Source organism: uncultured Blautia sp. (assembly GCF_902497045.1).
In the GTDB taxonomy this organism is placed as follows: Bacteria; Bacillota; Clostridia; order Lachnospirales; family Lachnospiraceae; genus Blautia_A.
Window position 1 is genome coordinate 1 of record NZ_CABVDF010000045.1, and the last position, 16,854, is coordinate 16,854.

14 protein-coding genes are annotated in these 16,854 nt (G+C 42.8%); 3 read left to right on the plus strand and 11 right to left on the minus strand.

Annotated features, from left to right (window positions below):
• Window positions 1-72 precede the first annotated feature (72 nt).
• Entirely contained in the window at window positions 73-2,418 is a 2,346-nt protein-coding gene (feoB, locus tag RDS42_RS05295; protein WP_308782734.1) for a ferrous iron transport protein B, read from the minus strand.
• A gap of 189 nt (window positions 2,419-2,607) precedes the next feature.
• Between feoB and RDS42_RS05300 the strand changes: the two genes are divergently transcribed.
• A complete protein-coding gene (locus RDS42_RS05300) occupies window positions 2,608-4,275 on the plus strand; it encodes an alpha-glucosidase (protein WP_308782735.1) in 1,668 nt (555 codons plus the stop codon).
• On the opposite strand, the gene RDS42_RS05305 is transcribed toward RDS42_RS05300, so the two are convergent.
• From RDS42_RS05305 to RDS42_RS05320, 4 genes are all read right to left on the minus strand, one after another.
• Complete coding sequence (locus RDS42_RS05305) at window positions 4,251-5,531, minus strand: HAMP domain-containing sensor histidine kinase (RefSeq protein ID WP_308782736.1); 1,281 nt, start codon at window positions 5,529-5,531, stop codon at window positions 4,251-4,253. The genes RDS42_RS05300 and RDS42_RS05305 overlap by 25 nt on opposite strands.
• A 3-nt stretch (window positions 5,532-5,534) precedes the next feature.
• Window positions 5,535-6,233, minus strand: coding sequence for a response regulator transcription factor (locus tag RDS42_RS05310; protein ID WP_308782737.1), 699 nt, complete (start codon window positions 6,231-6,233; stop codon window positions 5,535-5,537).
• A gap of 60 nt (window positions 6,234-6,293) precedes the next feature.
• Window positions 6,294-7,238 (minus strand): tRNA-dihydrouridine synthase family protein, encoded by a 945-nt coding sequence (locus tag RDS42_RS05315; protein WP_308782738.1) that lies wholly within the window; start codon window positions 7,236-7,238, stop codon window positions 6,294-6,296.
• 128 nt (window positions 7,239-7,366) lie between these two features.
• Entirely contained in the window at window positions 7,367-7,894 is a 528-nt protein-coding gene (locus RDS42_RS05320; protein WP_308782739.1) for a ubiquitin, read from the minus strand.
• Window positions 7,895-8,227: 333 nt separating this feature from the next.
• Here RDS42_RS05320 and RDS42_RS05325 point away from each other — a divergent pair, with 333 nt between their 5' ends.
• Entirely contained in the window at window positions 8,228-8,680 is a 453-nt protein-coding gene (locus RDS42_RS05325) for an Hsp20/alpha crystallin family protein (RefSeq protein WP_308782740.1), read from the plus strand.
• A gap of 105 nt (window positions 8,681-8,785) precedes the next feature.
• On the opposite strand, the gene RDS42_RS05330 is transcribed toward RDS42_RS05325, so the two are convergent.
• The 6 genes from RDS42_RS05330 to RDS42_RS05355 form a co-directional block, all read right to left on the minus strand.
• The gene (locus RDS42_RS05330; protein WP_308782741.1) at window positions 8,786-9,853 is read right to left on the minus strand and encodes a galactose ABC transporter substrate-binding protein; all 1,068 of its coding nucleotides are present in this window, start codon (window positions 9,851-9,853) and stop codon (window positions 8,786-8,788) included.
• A 17-nt stretch (window positions 9,854-9,870) separates the two neighbouring features.
• Entirely contained in the window at window positions 9,871-10,863 is a 993-nt protein-coding gene (locus RDS42_RS05335) for a substrate-binding domain-containing protein (RefSeq protein ID WP_308782742.1), read from the minus strand.
• On the minus strand, window positions 10,860-12,662 hold the full coding sequence (locus RDS42_RS05340) for a sensor histidine kinase (protein WP_308782743.1): 1,803 nt from the start codon (window positions 12,660-12,662) through the stop codon (window positions 10,860-10,862). Before RDS42_RS05340 ends, RDS42_RS05335 begins: the two co-directional genes overlap by 4 nt.
• Window positions 12,663-12,677: 15 nt before the next feature.
• On the minus strand, window positions 12,678-14,300 hold the full coding sequence (locus tag RDS42_RS05345) for a response regulator (RefSeq protein ID WP_308782744.1): 1,623 nt from the start codon (window positions 14,298-14,300) through the stop codon (window positions 12,678-12,680).
• A gap of 77 nt (window positions 14,301-14,377) precedes the next feature.
• Window positions 14,378-15,169, minus strand: coding sequence for a substrate-binding domain-containing protein (locus tag RDS42_RS05350; RefSeq protein ID WP_308782745.1), 792 nt, complete (start codon window positions 15,167-15,169; stop codon window positions 14,378-14,380).
• A complete protein-coding gene (locus RDS42_RS05355; RefSeq protein WP_308782746.1) occupies window positions 15,126-15,395 on the minus strand; it encodes a hypothetical protein in 270 nt (89 codons plus the stop codon). The genes RDS42_RS05350 and RDS42_RS05355 overlap by 44 nt, the downstream gene beginning before the upstream one ends.
• Before the next feature lie 193 nt (window positions 15,396-15,588).
• Between RDS42_RS05355 and RDS42_RS05360 the strand changes: the two genes are divergently transcribed.
• Window positions 15,589-16,722, plus strand: coding sequence for a DUF4317 domain-containing protein (locus RDS42_RS05360; protein WP_308782747.1), 1,134 nt, complete (start codon window positions 15,589-15,591; stop codon window positions 16,720-16,722).
• The last annotated feature ends 132 nt before the right edge of the window (window positions 16,723-16,854 follow it).

Below are 16,854 nucleotides of genomic sequence, written 5' to 3' on the forward strand. Positions count from 1 at the left end.
ATATACAGTTTTCGACAAAACAAAAAACACCGATTTCTCTTTCTGTAAAGAAACCGATGTTTTTTCACTTATTTAAAAAATCCCGCCGATCAGGTAAACTGCCAGGGCAGCCACCCACGCGATCACGCACTGTCCGATCACTACGCCCACAGCCCATTTGCCGCCCAGTTCTCTTTTGATTGCTGCAATTGCTGCAACGCAGGGCGTATAAAGAAGACAGAAAACAAGCAGGCTTGCCGCTGCCAGAGGAGTAATGGCTGCCAGCAATGCTTCTGTGCTTCCAAACAGTACAGAAAGTGTAGAAACCACACTTTCTTTTGCCATAAAGCCTGTGATCAGAGCAGTAGAGATCCTCCAGTCTCCAAATCCCATAGGCTTAAATACAGGAGCAATCGCGCCTGCCAGCATGGCAAGAATACTGTCTTTCGAATCCGTTACAATGTTCAAATGCATATCAAAGGTCTGTAAAAACCAGATAGCAAGTGTCGCAAGAAAGATCACAGTAAATGCTCTCTGAAGGAAGTCTTTTGCTTTATCCCACAGAAGATGCCCTACATTTTTTGCTCCCGGCATACGATAATTTGGAAGCTCCATAACAAATGGAACCGCCTCTCCGCTGAACATGGTACGGCGGAGCAAAAGCGCCATCAGGATTCCCATGACAATGCCTCCAAAGTACAAAAGGATCATTACAAGAGCACTGTTTTCCGGGAAAAATGCCGCTGCAAAAAATCCATAAATAGGAAGCTTCGCAGAACAGCTCATAAATGGTGTCAGAAGAATGGTCATCCTTCGATCCCTCTCAGAAGGGAGGGTTCTGCTTGCCATAACACCTGGTACAGTACATCCGAAACCGATCAGCATAGGAACGATACTTCGGCCGGAAAGCCCAATCTTTCTCAGCAGCTTGTCCATCACAAACGCCACTCTTGCCATATACCCGCTGTCCTCCAGAAGAGACAGAAAGAAAAACAGAGTGACAATAACCGGAAGGAAACTCAGCACGCTTCCTACACCGTTGAAAATACCGTCCATTACAAGTGACTGAAGCACACTGTTTACATGTGCCGCTGTCATAAGCTGATCCACATAGCCGCCTAACGCAGTGATTCCCATGTCAAGGACATTGGCAAGAAAAGCCCCGATCACTCCGAATGTCAGATAAAAAACAAGAGCCATAATACCGATAAAGCATGGGATTGCCGTATATTTTCCAGTAAGGATCCTGTCGATCTTCGTACTTCTGATATGCTCCTTGCTTTCTTTTGGCTTTACTACAGAATCATCACAGACCTTCTCAATAAAATCAAATCGCATATGTGCAATGGCTGCAGATCGATCAAGACCACGTTCTGCTTCCATTTGTTTGACAATGTGTTCCAGCATTTCCTTTTCATTCTGATCCAGATTCAGTTTTTCCAGAATCAGCTCGTCTCCCTCAGCAAGTTTAGCTGCTGCAAACCGAACAGGGATCTCTGCTTCTCTGGCATGATCCTCGATCAGATGCATAATGGCATGGAGACATCTATGTACGGCTCCTCCATCATCCTCCACATCACAATAGTCCATTTTTTCCGGTTTTTCCTGATATTTGGCAACATGAAGTGCATGACTGACAAGCTCATCAATACCCTCATTTTTTGCCGCAGAAATGGGAACAACCGGGATTCCAAGCATTTCCTCCATACGGTTGATATTTATGGAACCGCCGTTTTCCCTGACCTCATCCATCATATTCAAAGCAAGAACCATAGGAATATCCAGCTCCATCAGCTGCATGGTAAGGTAAAGATTTCTTTCAATATTTGTTGCATCTACGATATTGATGATACCTCTGGGATGCTCATTCAACACAAAATTCCTGGTTACGATCTCTTCACTTGAATACGGGGACATGGAGTAAATGCCCGGAAGATCCGTCACCAGCGTATTGCTGTTTCCACGGATAGAGCCGTCCTTTCTGTCTACCGTAACACCGGGAAAATTTCCTACATGCTGGTTAGAACCTGTCAGCTGGTTAAAAAGCGTAGTCTTTCCACAGTTCTGATTTCCTGCCAGAGCAAAGGTAAGAAGCTCTCCATCCGGAAGAGGGTTTTCTGTTTTTTTATAATGGAATTTACCTCCTTCGCCAAGTCCCGGGTGAGGGATAGGCTCAGTTGAACACTTCTTTTTTTTGGCAGGCACACTTGCATCTCTTATATTCTCTATCTCAATTTTTTCCGCATCAGCAAGGCGGAGAGTAAGCTCATAACTGTGGATACGCAGCTCCATGGGATCTCCCATAGGTGCATATTTGACCATGGTCACATCTCCCTGAGGAATCAGTCCCATATCCAGGAAATGCTGTCTTAATGCCCCTTCACCGCCTACAGAACGTATCGTTGCCGTCTTTCCGATCGGCAGATCCTTTAGCGTCATTTGTTTTTCCTCTTTTCACTTTTGTTATAATTATTGCATAAACAACTACTGTTTGTCATAAACAACTTTATGACAAATCCATGTATTTGTCAATAGAAAAGCCCTCTATTTTTTTGACAATATGACCAGTGTTTTTTCCTTACGAAAGCTTTATAATAAACCTCAGATTTATATCAGGAGGAACAGATTATGGAACGTAAATGGTGGCATGATAAGGTTGCTTATCAGATCTATCCAAAAAGCTTTTTTGACTCAAACGGGGACGGAATCGGAGATATTCCCGGAATTATACAAAAACTGGATTATCTGAAAGATCTGGGCGTGGATATTTTATGGATATCTCCCTGTTACCCTTCCCCTTTTGCAGATCAGGGCTATGATATTTCCGATTATTATAACATTCATCCCGCTTTCGGAACTCTGAAAGATATGGACCGTCTAATTGAGGAAGCACGCAAAAGAGAAATGTATATTCTCCTGGATCTTGTAGTAAACCATTGCTCAGATGAACATGAATGGTTTCAAAAAGCCTGCGCGGATCCTGACGGAAAATATGGTAATTTCTTCTATATTGAAAACCGTAAAGACGACAAACTTCCCTGCAACTGGCGCAGCTACTTTGGAGGATCTGTATGGGAACCTCTGCCCGGTCATCCGAATAAACAGTATCTTCACCTTTTTCACAAAAAACAGCCGGATCTGAACTGGGAAAACCCGGAAGTACGCGAAGAAGTGTACAAAAATATCAACTGGTGGCTGGACAGAGGTCTCAGCGGTTTCCGCATTGATGCTATCATCAATATTAAGAAAAAACTGCCTTATAAAGATTATCCTGCCGACCGTTCAGACGGACTTTCCTGTGTGGATCATATGCTGGCAGATGCTCAGGGTGTAGGAGAATTTCTGGGAGAGATGCGAGACCGAGGCTTTGCCTCTCATGAAGCTTTTACTGTAGGAGAAGTCTTTAATGAAAAGGATGAAGAGCTTCCGGATTTTATTGGTGACAATGGATATTTTTCTACTATGTTTGACTTTGCTCCGGTTGTTTTTGGAGGCAGCAGCAAAGGCTGGTATGACCGTAAAAGAATCACTCCTGACGACTATAAACACTGCTGTTTCCACTCTCAGAAACGTATTGGAGACATTGGTTTTCTTTCTAACATCATTGAAAATCATGATGAACCAAGAGGAGTCAGCTATTATATTCCCGATGGAGAGATCAGCCTTCACAGCAAAAAAATGCTGGCTGTCATGTACTTTATGCTGAAAGGTCTGCCCTTTATCTATCAGGGCCAGGAAATTGGCATGGAGAATATGAAATTCTCATCTATTGAACAGATCGATGATATCAGTACTATTGATGAATACCATGTGGCACGAAATGCCGGCTGCACGGAGGAAGAAGCACTGAGCTGCGTTTCTCTTTACAGCCGGGATAACGCACGTACTCCCATGCAGTGGGATTCCTCAGAAAACGCCGGATTCTCTGCTGGAAATCCATGGCTTAACGTAAATCCCAATTATAAGAAAATCAATGTAAAAAATCAGCAGAACGATCCGGATTCTCTGCTTTCTTTCTACAAAGAATTAATTGCGCTTCGCAAAAATCCTTTGTACAGAGAGACTATTGTTTATGGTGATCTGATCCCCTATCTGGAAGACCGTCACAACCTGATGGCATACTTACGAAAAGGAGAAAAAACTCTGCTTATAGCAGGAAATTTCCAAAAGAAATCCCAGGATATCCAGCTTCCCAAAAAGCGCAAAAAAGTGCTCCTGAATAATTATCCCAAAGCAGACATCACAGATTGTATCCTGCATCTGAAAGATTATCAGGCAGTGATTTTGGAGCTTTGATTTTTCCCCAGTACGATTCGTACACGAGTTCCCAGGCCGGTTCTGGAAAGGATCTCAAAATATCCTCCATGCTTGTCCACGATCCATTTGGCGATGGCAAGTCCCAGACCGGTACCCTGGAAGCTCCGTACCTCATCTGCCCGGTAAAAGCGGTCAAACATATGCGCTATGTCTGCTTCTTCCATACCAATACCAGTATCCTGAACCTGCAGATAAGGAACCCCTTCTCTGGTTTTTCCAACACTGAAAATAATCTCGTCCCCTTCATGGGTATATTTTGCACTGTTATCTGTCAGAATCCGCACAGCCTGCTTCAGAAGGCTTCCGTCTGCCTGTACTACGATCTCTTCCTGCGGCTTTCGATAACGATACGGGTGTCTTTCATCAATCATCAGCGACTCCTCATAGATTTCTTCCATCAGCTGAGAAAGAGAAATCTTTTCCAGTGTCAGCTTTGTCTTTCCGCTGTCGCCTCTTGCCAGAAAGAGCAGCTGCTCCACCAGGTATTTCATATGCTCAGACTCATGCTGAATGGCTTCTATGGATTCATTCAGCACCTTCTCATCTCTGCTGCCCCACCGTGCAAGCATATTTGCATATCCCTGAATAACAGCAATAGGCGTCCGAAGTTCATGGGAAGCATCATTAACAAACCTTGCCTGCTGTCTGTAGGAATCCCTCATGCGCATCAGAAGATTGTTCATGGCAGCCTCAATTCCCTGAAGATCAGAATCTCCAAATGAAAGAATCTCCTGTTCGTTTGGCTGAAGGCTGGAAATAGCGTCCTCAATCTGCTGATATTTTTCCTCAGAAAAAGTCATACGGCTCAGTTCATCTGCCTTTAGAGCGATTTCATTAATGGGTGCAAGGATACGGCGGATATTTTTTTCTTCCTCCATATAGTCAAAAAAACATCCGATCAGCTGGATCAACGCCACAATACCGATCAGAATGCCAATCACCTGAAGAACAGAAAAGACCGGCAGTTCCAGAAGAAGCTTCCCGTCTGTATCCAGTACCATGTAAGTCAGTTCCTTTATTTTTTCCAGCCCCACCAGTCTTCTCTGATGATCCCATACCAGTTCTCCCAGACGTGTGATCTCCTGATCGCAGATCCACCCGACACACAGTATCACAAAAAGAAACAGATCAAAACCCAGATACATGCCAAGCTTTCTTCCGATCCAGCTCCAGTGAAGCTTCATAACAATTGAAGACATTCTTTTTGTTTCCGTACTGACGTTTCTTTCTACCATAAATCATTCCTCTTTGATCACATATCCCACTCCACGGACAGTGCAGATCATTTTCTCCCCATATACCTCATCGATCTTTGACCGCAGAAAACGAACGTACACATCTACGACATTTGTCTCTCCCATATAGTCATAACCACATACTTTTTCCAGAAGGACTTCCCGGGAAAGTACAATATTTTTATTTTCCAAAAGCACCTGCAGCATCCTGAATTCCCGATTTGTCAGATGGATCTCCTGGCCATTCCATGTAACCTGATGACGTTTTTCTGACAGCAGAAGATGCTTCCAGCACAGGGTTCCCTCCTCCTGAACAACGACGGCAGACGGGGATGTTCTTCCATGAAGCTTCAGGCCCACACGGATTCTTGCCAGCAGTTCTTCGATAGCAAACGGCTTGGTGATATAATCAACAGCGCCTGCATCCAGACCTGCAACCTTATCCATCACCGCATCACGGGCAGTCAGAAGGATCACCGGTGTTCTTATCTGTTCCTGCTGCAGTCTCCTCAAAACCTCCAGCCCGTTCAGTCCCGGCAGAAGAATATCCAGAAGAATAAGATCATAATTTCCGTTTTCCGCAAGCGTCAGCGCTTCTCTTCCATTTCCGCTTTTGCTTACCTGATAACCTTCATGAAGAAGTTCCAGTTCTACAAACCGAGCCAGTTTTTCCTCATCCTCCACAATCAAAATATGTGCCATTTCCTACACTCCCCCTTCCCGTATTTTCCATCTTAAAGTCAAACAAATCCTGAGAATATGCTACAAGATCAGTTCCTGCTCACGGAACAGATTATCTGCCCATATCTTATATTCACTGACCCTCTGAGCTTTACGTATCTTCTTCAGATATTTCTCCGGATTCGTAAACGAAGTCCCCAAATATGCCCATAATTCTTTCATTTTATACAGTGTATTTTTATCTCCGGACATATAATCCACATATCCGTTCAACAGTTCTTCATGAAATTCTTTCAACTTTTCTTTATACTGCTGCGGATCCTTTTTTTCTCCGTTTTTGATTTCTGAGGGAAGCCATGGTTTCCGAAGAATTCCTCTTCCCAGCATTATTTTATCTGTCTCCGGGAACTGCTGAAGAAGCTCATCATAATCAGAAACACTTGTGATGTCTCCGTTGTAACACAGAGAATGGCAGCTTTTTTCTGCTGCCATTTCAAAAGCCTCCCTGTGGATTGTTCCAGGCTTATACTGGTCGGTCTTCAGCCGCGGATGAACAATCAGTTCCTCCAAAGGATACTTTTCATAAATTTTCAGAAGCTGCTGCCACTCCTCCTCATCCTCCACTCCAATCCTTGTTTTTATGGAAATTTTCATAGGACAGGCGGCAAATATATCCTCCAGAAAACGATCCAGTTCCCTTGTCAATTCCAAAAATCCGGCGCCTCTGTTTCTGGAAGTCACTGTAGGGGAAGGACAGCCCAGATTCAGATTGACCACATGATATCCATAAGAATGTATGGCTTTTGCAATGGCCAGAAAATCCTCTGCACGGTTAGTCAGAATCTGAGGCACCAGTTCCATTCCCTGGTTATTTTCCGGAAGAATGTCACGGATTTCCTTTTGGTTCAGCTTTTTGCTCATGATAAAGGGAGCAAAATACCGATCGATGTCTCCGTAACATTTATAGTAAGCATTTCTGTAAATATAACCTGTAATCCCTTCTAAGGGAGCCATATAAAGCTGCATATATCTATTCCTTTATCTGTATTTTGCCAGAATATCCTTTTGGCATCCGGCCAATTGTATTATAACGGTTTCTGCTGCTTATGACAATCTGGGATTTCTTATAATGCTGTAAGGATTTCAGTCATATATCACAGCTTTTCATACTCATCTTTTACCTTGTCCGCAAACTCTCCCGCCTTTTCCATCGCCCGGTTCATCCCTTCCAGATCGTCCTTTCCCTTAAAAGAATAACGACAGTCAAAAAACAACGCGATCACCGCTGCCGGTATCAGAAACTGCCAGAAGAAGAGCAGAAGAATAAGCATGGCGATTACCGGAACTCTGAGAATCTCCTCCCCTTTTCTTGAGACACAGAAAGCATTGTCTCTGGTTTTTCTGATAAAGATTCGAAAAAGATGCCCCAGCTTCTGGCAGGTTTTTCTGGAAGCCTCTTCCTCCTGCTCCTGCACCTTTTCCTTTACATCCACATACTGCGTCTGTTCATCACAATTTGTCGTATAGGATTCCTGACTGGGAGGTTTTACCTTTCCCTGTTTTTCCAGATAGACCATGGCATCCAGAAGATCCCAGTCGGAAGCTTCCAAAGCTTCCTTTGCCTCTTCATAAGAGACATTTGCTCTTTGTCTTAATTTTTCAACCTTTTCCAGTTGTTCCATATTTTCACCCTGTCCTTTCAAGAATGTTGTTTTCATTTGATGCTTATACTCTAACAGAAGTTTCTTAATCCATTCTTGAAGAAAGATTAAAAACTGATTAATTTTTGAAAATGCCTATACTGAAAACTGTCTCTTCTTCTCTCTTCACATTTTTTTCACAAATAAATTAGCACTCGTCTCTTGACAGTGCTAATAATGTGTGTTATATTACAGCTAGAACAAAGGAAGGGAAATAAAAAGGATACAAAAAAAGTATCCTGAATTTCCTGAAACCTCCCGGTTCCGCTATAACAACATATTAACATAGATAAATAAAAAAAGGAGAGATGACTTATGTTGATGCCTAGTATTTTTGGAGAAAACTTATTTGATGACGACTGGATGAACTTTGGATTTAATGATAACTTCTGGGGCAAAAAGAATCCACTCTACGGAAAACATGCTCAGAACATGATGAAAACCGATATCCGTGAAAAAGATGACAGCTATGAACTTGATGTAGATCTTCCGGGATTTAAGAAAGACGAAATCAAAGTTCAGCTGAAAGACGGATATCTTACCTTATCTGCTGCAAAAGGACTGGACAAAGATGAACAGGATAAAAAAGGAAATTATATCCGCAGAGAACGTTATGCCGGCACCATGAGCAGAAGCTTTTATGTCGGCGAGGATGTTACCCAGGAAGATATCCATGCCAAATATGAAGATGGAATCCTGAGACTTTCTGTACCGAAAAAAGTACCGAAAAAAGTAGAAAATACCGGTTATATTGCTATTGAAGGCTAAAACCTTCCCCTTCCTTGTATTACGGGAGCGCCATTTGACGCTCCCTTTTTTTGTATAAGAAATATGACTGTCTATATCGTTATCCCGATAAACATACTTATCAGCTTACTGGGTCTGCCCGGTCTGTATCTCGCTGAGATTTTCACCGGTAACTTTCTGGTAAGGCAGTCTTATATATTTTCCCTCCTGAAGCTCCAGCTCAGAATCCAAAGGTGTCTCTGATACAATAGACCAGGCAAGCTCTATCATTCCTCTGGCCTGTCCTCTGGCATCATTCAGTACAGTTCCCAGAAACTCTCCCTTTTCCACTGCTTTTCTTCCTACATCCGTGCCGTCAATTCCCAGGATCATAGGCCATGATTTTGTTCCCGGAACAATGCCGCTGTCTTTCAAAGCATCGACAGCTCCCAAAGCCATGTCATCATTATTAGCCAGAACAACTTCTATTCTGTCCCCATAAGCTTCAATAAAAGATGCCATCTTGTTTGCAGCCTGATCTCTGTTCCAGTTGGCAATCTCATCTGCCAGCTTTTCTACTGCATAACCACTGTCTGTGATTTCTTTGATTACCGACATGCTGCGGATCATGGAGTCATTATGTCCTGCCTCGCCCTCCAGCATAATATACTGAAGAACTCCATCACCATTTTTGTCAATACTGGAAAAGTCTTTTTTACACTGCTCCACCAGGATTTGTCCCTGCATCTGTCCTGACTGGAAAGCATCTGCTCCTACATAATAAAGCTTTTCCCACCGTTGAAGATCCTCTTTAACCAGTTCCCGATTATAAAAGATCACCGGTATATCATTGCTCTTGGCTTTTTCAATAACAGAAGAAGCATCTGTCCTGTCAACCATATTAATACAGACAAGATCACATCCTTCTTCAATAAAGTCCTCCATCTGTTTATTCTGCTGAAGCTGATCCTGACCTGCATCCTGGATATCAAGAATCACCGGAATGCCCCATTCCTTTTCTTTTTCTCTTACATAAGACTGAAGCTGATAAAGAACTTCTGCCATAAAGGTATCATACTGATCGTAAACACTTATGCCTATCTTAAGACTTTTGGGATATTCCTGTTCTGTCTCTTCCTTCGTCCCGCATCCTTCCAAAAAAGAAAGAATAAAAATAAATGCCAGCAATCCGGCTTTACTTCTTTTTTTCAGCATTATATCCCTCCTCTCTGTCAGGTATTCGAAAACAGCAGTCTCTCATTTTCATCTTCATATAAAGATTTCTTCGTGACGATCCTGTATCCGATATCGGTATTATTCTTCAGCCATTTTTCTCTGTTTTTCTGTGTTAAATAGGTGATTCCCTGATATCCCATATTAAATTCATTCTGATACATAAGCGCTGCAATATTTTCATTATCCAGTTCATTTACTGTACGGGCAGTATTTCCAATTCCATAGATTCTGCAGGAAAACTCCTCATTTTCGTTTTCCTGTCGGTATCCTGTCCATGCGGCGGCAGCCTGCTCTGTCATATATTTATCCAGCGCTGCCAGATATGCAGGAGTGTCATCATAAAATACAGATTTAATAAAATATCCCAGTCCAAGATCTTCATGGATCCGTGCCCGGTCTTCTATGATCACACTGTCATTGGATTTCTCCAAAGCTTCTCTTAACCCTTCGTACCGAAGCCTGACACTGTCTCTTTCCATATATTCCGTCAATATCACTACTCTTCTCTGAGCTCCACTGGTGTCCATGTCCTCAAGAATAGCTTCTCCCATCGCTCTTCCCATCGCCCGGTCATCTGTACGCAGTACAGGGAAAGCATCCCCTGCTCCAGTTTCCACACACAATACAGGAACTGTAAAATACATCGATCCCATGATCTTTTTTACTTCTTCGGTGTCTACAGGTGCCAGAAGGATTCCGGAAGAGCCTGCCTGGATTTCTCTGCGAACAGCTGCCGCCTGTTCCTCCGCCGTATCATCTCTGGCAAGATAAACATAATTTACATTTATGTCCAAATCTTCTTCAGCCTGTTCCGTACCTTCTATAAAAGTATCCCACTCATCATTTGTATTCTGATAAAGGATCACAGAATAAACTGCAGGACGTTCTCCTTGCCGGGCAAAAATGCCATAATAGTAAAGACCGCCCAATATCACCGCTGCCGTAAGGAGAATACCCACAATCTGCCATTGATACCGTTTCTTTTTCATAATCTGTTTCCTCCCTCTCCCGGAGTGATCTCCTCTGTTTTTGGCAGATGGATGCGCACGATTGTTTTTTCATCCGGCTCACTTGTGATCTCCAGTCCATATTCTGTTCCAAAATACAGCTGGATACGCTGATGGACATTTTTAAGGCCGATACCGGAGCCCTTGCTCCTTGTTTCTGAATTCTCTGTCAGCAGCCTTTCAACCTGTTCCTGAGGCATGCCCAGCCCATTATCCTCCACTTCTATAAAAAGATCCTCACCACTTGTGTATGCACGGATGTGGATTTCTCCTTCTCCGTCCATATATTCCATTCCATAATAAATAGCATTTTCCAAAAGCGGCTGTATGATCAGTTTGATCGTCCTGTATTTTTCAATTCCCTCTTCTATATCAAAAAAGGACGTAAACTTATTTTTATATCTGTACTTCTGGATGTCCAGATAGCTTCTGGCATGCTGCAGCTCATCTCCTACCGTAATGATATTTTTTCCTTTTGAAAGACTGATACGAAGAAGCTTGCCAAGAGAATTTACCATAGCTACCGCATCTTCATAACGTTCACTTTCAATCATCCACATGATGGAATCTAACGTATTATACAAAAAATGAGGATTGATCTGAGACTGCAGGGCATCCAGCTCACTTTTTCTTTTTTCCTCCTGCTCCCGGACAATATCGTCTGTAAGACGCTGCAGCTGATCCACCATAGATCGAATCGTCTGACCCAAATGCTGTATCTCCAGAGAACCGCCCATATAAATATCCGGCTGTTGATCCACACCGATCCCCTTCAGAGAATTTTCCAGTTTTTTCAGCGGCTTGGCAATACGCACTGCAACAAACTGATTGGCAAATACCATCAAAGTCACTGCCAGGATAACAATGATCACTGCCATCAGTTTAGTACTGCTGAAATCCTGTAAAAGCTCTTTCTTTGGTGTAACGCTGACAATCTTCCATCCTGTGTATCCTACTGTCTTTACAATTACGGTACGGTCCTCACCCTGAAAAGTTTCTTCATAAACTCCGTCATCATACTGGCTGGCTATTTTGTTGTTTTCTTTAAGCATATTGGAAAAAATAAGATTCTGTTTCGGGTGATAAATAATCTCCCCTTCACTATTTACCAGATAAACATATCCCACTCCCCGGCTGTTGATCTCGGTAAAAATCTGACGGATCCCGCTGAAATTCATATCTACCAGAAGGATTCCTCCAGACATTTTCCCTTCTGTAGTCAGTTCCACACCACGGCTCAAAGACACTACCCAATAGTAGCGTCCATTGCTGTTTTCAAATATATTCTGTACATGAAGTTCAGAAAAATGCAGATTTTCCATTTTATCCCTGGCATTGGCAAACCAGCTCTGTTCTGTAATATCCACATTTTTCTTTACACTGCCTACAGGGGCCGCACTGATCAGCTCTCCATCTTCCGAAAAACAGGCTACACTTACCAGACTGTCCTTATTCACCTCATAAAGGAGATCCAGTTCCTGAGAGATATCGTCTGTTTTCATATCTACCTGCTTGATCACATTATAGTACATGGCATCAGAAATCCTCATCATATTACGCAGATAATTATTCAGATTAATCTCCACCTGATTGATCAGCTGACGGTTATCATTGAACATCATTTCCTCCGCCGCTCTTCCATAGCTTTGATAAAGAAAAGCGCCAATAAACACCATTCCTACCAGCGCTACCAGCGTAAAGGATACGGATAGCATAAACTGAAGTTCCCGCCTGTTGATATATGTACGCAGCTCATTCCATTTATTTTTCAAATAGTTCATAGGGCAGCAACCTTTTTATTCTGCTTTCTGTTCCTGAGATACCATATTCGCCCGATATCTGGACGGCGATATCCCATATTGTTTCTTAAATACATAACTGAAATAATTTGGTTCTGTATATCCTACCTGGGATGCAATAATGTATGTTTTATCCTCTGTTGTGCGAAGAAGCTCTACTGCATGTTCCAGGCGTACCTGAGTCAGATAAGCCACAAAGCTCATTCCTACTTCCCTCTTAAAAATAGTTGAAAAATAAGCTGCACTGACATTTAAATGCCGGCAGAGGCTGTCTGCCGAAAGATCATTTTCCTTATAATGCTCCCGTATATATGCTTTGGCCTGTTCTGTAAGACGTACTGTGGAATCCCTTCTTTCATGGTGAAGAGTATGACGGAGTTTGGTACATATCTCCTGAAGCCAGTTTTCCAGCTCATCTACAGAAATATACTTATAAAATTCCTGCCAGGAGCCTGCATGCTCTCCAAATATCTGACCGGGCTGAAGTTTATATGCACGTATGATCTTCATCAGTTCTGATAAAAGCTCCATAAAAAGAAGCTGATACTGCCCTGGAGATATTGTGTCTTTTCTGATGCTTTTCATAAAATGAGAGATAGCCGTATCTGTCTCAGTCCTGTCTCCCAGCTTAACTGCCCGGACCAGTTCTCTAAAGTCATACTCGCCTGCAAAATCCGCTTCTCTGGAACAGGGTTCAATATCATTAATATAAAGAACCTGTCCGCTTCCCAGAATCGTCTTATATTCCATAGCGCCTGCAGCTTCTTCGTAAGCGGTATGCAGCGCATCTGTCTGGGTACATACCTGACTTACCGCAGCTGTTACAGAAGCCTTAAGAACGCGAAATCCCATTTTGCAGATCTGATCCATATGATAAAGTACCTGCTCCATGCTTTCCGGACTGTCAAGAAGAAAAACAACGATTACTCGGTCAAGAAAAGATGTACTGAAAAAGCGTATCTTATCACGTAGATAGTCCTGTACCATATCTTTTAATGGCAGCGTAAGAAAACGGGCTGCCCGGTCTGCATCATCTTTTATATCTTCCTCTGCATAAAGCATGGAAACGGCATAAAATGGGGCGTCCAGTTCTATTTCGTAAGTCTCCATCATAGCTTTTGCCCGTTCTCCTGACAAATGTCCTTCCAGAATTCCCATAACCAGCTGTTCTCTCATTACGGGAAGGCTTTTTCTGTAGTATTCTGAAAGTCTGCTGAGATTTCTGTATTCATTATACTCCTGATCCAGTTTATTCTTTACCCTGGCAAAAACCTCCTGCATATCTTTTGCACTGATCGGTTTCAGAAGATATTCTTCTGCCTCCAGATGTACAGCCTCCCGGGCAAATTCAAAATCATCAAACCCGGAATAAATGATCACCTTCATATTCCGGTAATTTTCTTTCAGTCTGCGGCAAAGAGTCAGACCATCCATGTACGGCATCTTGATATCTGTCATTACCACATCTATATGAAGCTGCTCTGTCATTTCAAGAGCCTCCTGCCCATTCTCTGCTGTTCCTGCGAGACAAAAACCAAGAGCCTCCCAGTTTATTTTTTTCTTCATGGCAAGAAGCACATCTGCCTCATCGTCCACCAGAAGTACATTATATAGTTCCATTCAATTCCCTCCAAGTTCTGACCTTCATTATACCATGAGGCAGAAATTTTATAAACGGATTTTAGCCTTATCTGCGGTCAGCTGATTCTTTTCAGAAGCGACTCTGCATTATCCTTTGTCACTTTTATATAATCGATCATGTTTACCGTTTCCGGTTCTCCTCCCTGAATATACTGTACCGCAGCTGCCGCGGCTGTATGAGACTGACTGAAATAATCGTTAAGTACCGTAGCTGTCAGTTCTCCTTCCTCAACCTCCTGTACAGCATCCGGAAGTGCATCTATACCTGTAAGATAAATATCCTTTCCTGTCTCTCTTCCGGCCTCTCTAACTGCTGTCAGCGCACCCAGAGCCATTGCATCATTATTGCAGAATATGACGTCTATTTCCTTTCCAAACTCCTCCAGCGCTTTTCTGGCAATATCAGCCCCCCTGTCTCTGTTCCAATCGCCATTTTCTGCCATAAGTTCTTTTGTTTTGATTCCTGCATCCTCCAACGCTTTCACCGAATATGCCGATCTGTACTGAGTATCCATGTTTTCCGGCTCGCCCTGTATCATAACATAGGAAACCGTTCCGTCTCCGTTGATATCTCCTCTCGTCTCTGTAGCCGCAATTTCTTCACCCTGGTACGTTCCGGACTGCCTTGCATCTGCCCCTACATAAGCAGCCTGCAGCTCCTCCTCTTCCCATCTGAGCATTTCTGCTTCATAAGGCTGACGATTAATATATATTACAGGTATCCCGGATTCACTGCATATATCCGTGATCTGAGATGCGCTGGACGAATGTACCAGATTCAGGATCATAACATCCACCTGATGATCAATAAAACTCTCTGATCTGTTCTGTCTGTATCTCCTGATCATTTTCAGCGTCCTCCACCAGAATATCTTCCTTGCAAAAGCCTAATTCCTCTGTAAGATAACGCACCAGCTCTGTTCGGTATAAAGTCATATAATCATCTTCAAAATCATAAATAGAAATGCCTATCCTGGCATTTTCTCTGTTCTCTGTTGCTGCAGCCTCCACGGATATGCCTGCACTGCTGATGACTGCGGCACAGGCCAAAACTGCCAGTAGCCTTTTTTTCATTAGTTTCCCCCTCCTTTGACCTCATGGACCAGATATGTCCATTAATATTATTTTAACAGTCTCCATAAAAAAAATACAGATATTTTCTTTATCTTCCATAATTTCAGACTCTGAAAGTCCTCCTCTTGCCCCTGGCAGGATTTCAGGATATAATAGATTTCTGAACTCTGCATAAAAAGGAGACATTTACTCTATGAATAAAAAAGAAATATCCGAGATCAAGAAACAGTTTACTCCTGACAGATGCTCCATTACCCGCATCTGCGGCTGCTATGTTGACGGAGAAAAAAACAAAAAAACAGAGCTGAAAGAAGCTTTTCTTTCCCTTTCCGAAGAAGAAAGCTTCAAATATTTTGAAATCTTTAAAAAGACCCTGTCCGGAACCATTGGAAAAAATCTTATTAATATGGAATTTCCCCTGGATCAGGAAAAAGAAGGGGGAACTCAGGAATTCCTTATGAAGCTTCGTGGAAGCAAGCTTCAGGATGATGCCCTTATTGAAGAATTTTATGACAAGATCATACAGTCCTACGACTACGGAGAGAATTATTATATTATACTGATACATGCAGTATATGACATTCCCGGAAGATCCTCTGACGGCATGGATATGTTCGATGCTTCTGATGAAATTTACGACCACATCCTCTGCAGCATCTGTCCGGTAAAGCTGTCCAAAGCAGGACTCTGCTATAATGCAGAAACCAATCACATTGAAGACCGTATCCGGGACTGGATCGTGGAAATGCCTGATCTGGGCTTCCTCTTTCCGGTATTTAATGACAGAAGTACCGATATCCATGGACTTCTTTACTATTCCAAAAACGCGGAACAGCTGCGCAGCACTTTTGTAGATGAGCTTTTTGGATGTGTCACACCTCTTTCTGCCGGGGGACAGAGGGATTCTTTCAACGCCCTTGTGGAAGAAACCCTGGGAGAAGACTGTGCCTACGATACGGTTATGAATATACATGAAAAATTAAATGAATGGGCAGAAGCTCAGAAAGATGCTCCGGAACCGGCTGTATTAACAAAACCGGAAGTGAAACGCCTGTTTGAAGAATGTGGTGTAGAAGATGAAAAACTGGAGGCCTTTGATTCCTGTTATGAAGCTACTGCAGGAGAAAACACAGCTCTTATGGCTTCCAATATCACCAATACAAGAAGAATGGAGATCAAAACACCAGATGTTGTTATCCATGTAGATCCTGACCGTGCAGAACTGGTGGAAACAAAGATTGTGGACGGCCGGAAATGTCTTGTCATTCCTATGGAGGGGGACATTGAAATCAATGGTATCCATGTTTCTTTTTCAGAAGACAATTAAGTACATAACAAAAGGGAGTCCATTCGGGCCAATGTCATTTAGTTAAGACATTGAGTCGGCAGCCTCTTGCAGAGCAAGGGGCTATCGGTTAATACCGATTTTTAGGCTCTAAATCTTAAAATACGAATCTCC

Coding starts and splice junctions, on each gene's coding strand:
- RDS42_RS05300 (WP_308782735.1), top strand. CDS start 2,608: ATGGAACGTAAATGGTGGCATGATAAGGTTGCTTATCAGATCTATCCA.
- RDS42_RS05345 (WP_308782744.1), bottom strand. CDS start 14,300: ATGGAACTATATAATGTACTTCTGGTGGACGATGAGGCAGATGTGCTT.
- RDS42_RS05325 (WP_308782740.1), top strand. CDS start 8,228: ATGTTGATGCCTAGTATTTTTGGAGAAAACTTATTTGATGACGACTGG.
- RDS42_RS05350 (WP_308782745.1), bottom strand. CDS start 15,169: ATGATCAGGAGATACAGACAGAACAGATCAGAGAGTTTTATTGATCAT.
- RDS42_RS05360 (WP_308782747.1), top strand. CDS start 15,589: ATGAATAAAAAAGAAATATCCGAGATCAAGAAACAGTTTACTCCTGAC.
- feoB (WP_308782734.1), bottom strand. CDS start 2,418: ATGACGCTAAAGGATCTGCCGATCGGAAAGACGGCAACGATACGTTCT.
- RDS42_RS05355 (WP_308782746.1), bottom strand. CDS start 15,395: ATGAAAAAAAGGCTACTGGCAGTTTTGGCCTGTGCCGCAGTCATCAGC.
- RDS42_RS05310 (WP_308782737.1), bottom strand. CDS start 6,233: ATGGCACATATTTTGATTGTGGAGGATGAGGAAAAACTGGCTCGGTTT.
- RDS42_RS05340 (WP_308782743.1), bottom strand. CDS start 12,662: ATGAACTATTTGAAAAATAAATGGAATGAGCTGCGTACATATATCAAC.
- RDS42_RS05330 (WP_308782741.1), bottom strand. CDS start 9,853: ATGCTGAAAAAAAGAAGTAAAGCCGGATTGCTGGCATTTATTTTTATT.
- RDS42_RS05320 (WP_308782739.1), bottom strand. CDS start 7,894: ATGGAACAACTGGAAAAGGTTGAAAAATTAAGACAAAGAGCAAATGTC.
- RDS42_RS05315 (WP_308782738.1), bottom strand. CDS start 7,238: ATGCAGCTTTATATGGCTCCCTTAGAAGGGATTACAGGTTATATTTAC.
- RDS42_RS05305 (WP_308782736.1), bottom strand. CDS start 5,531: ATGGTAGAAAGAAACGTCAGTACGGAAACAAAAAGAATGTCTTCAATT.
- RDS42_RS05335 (WP_308782742.1), bottom strand. CDS start 10,863: ATGAAAAAGAAACGGTATCAATGGCAGATTGTGGGTATTCTCCTTACG.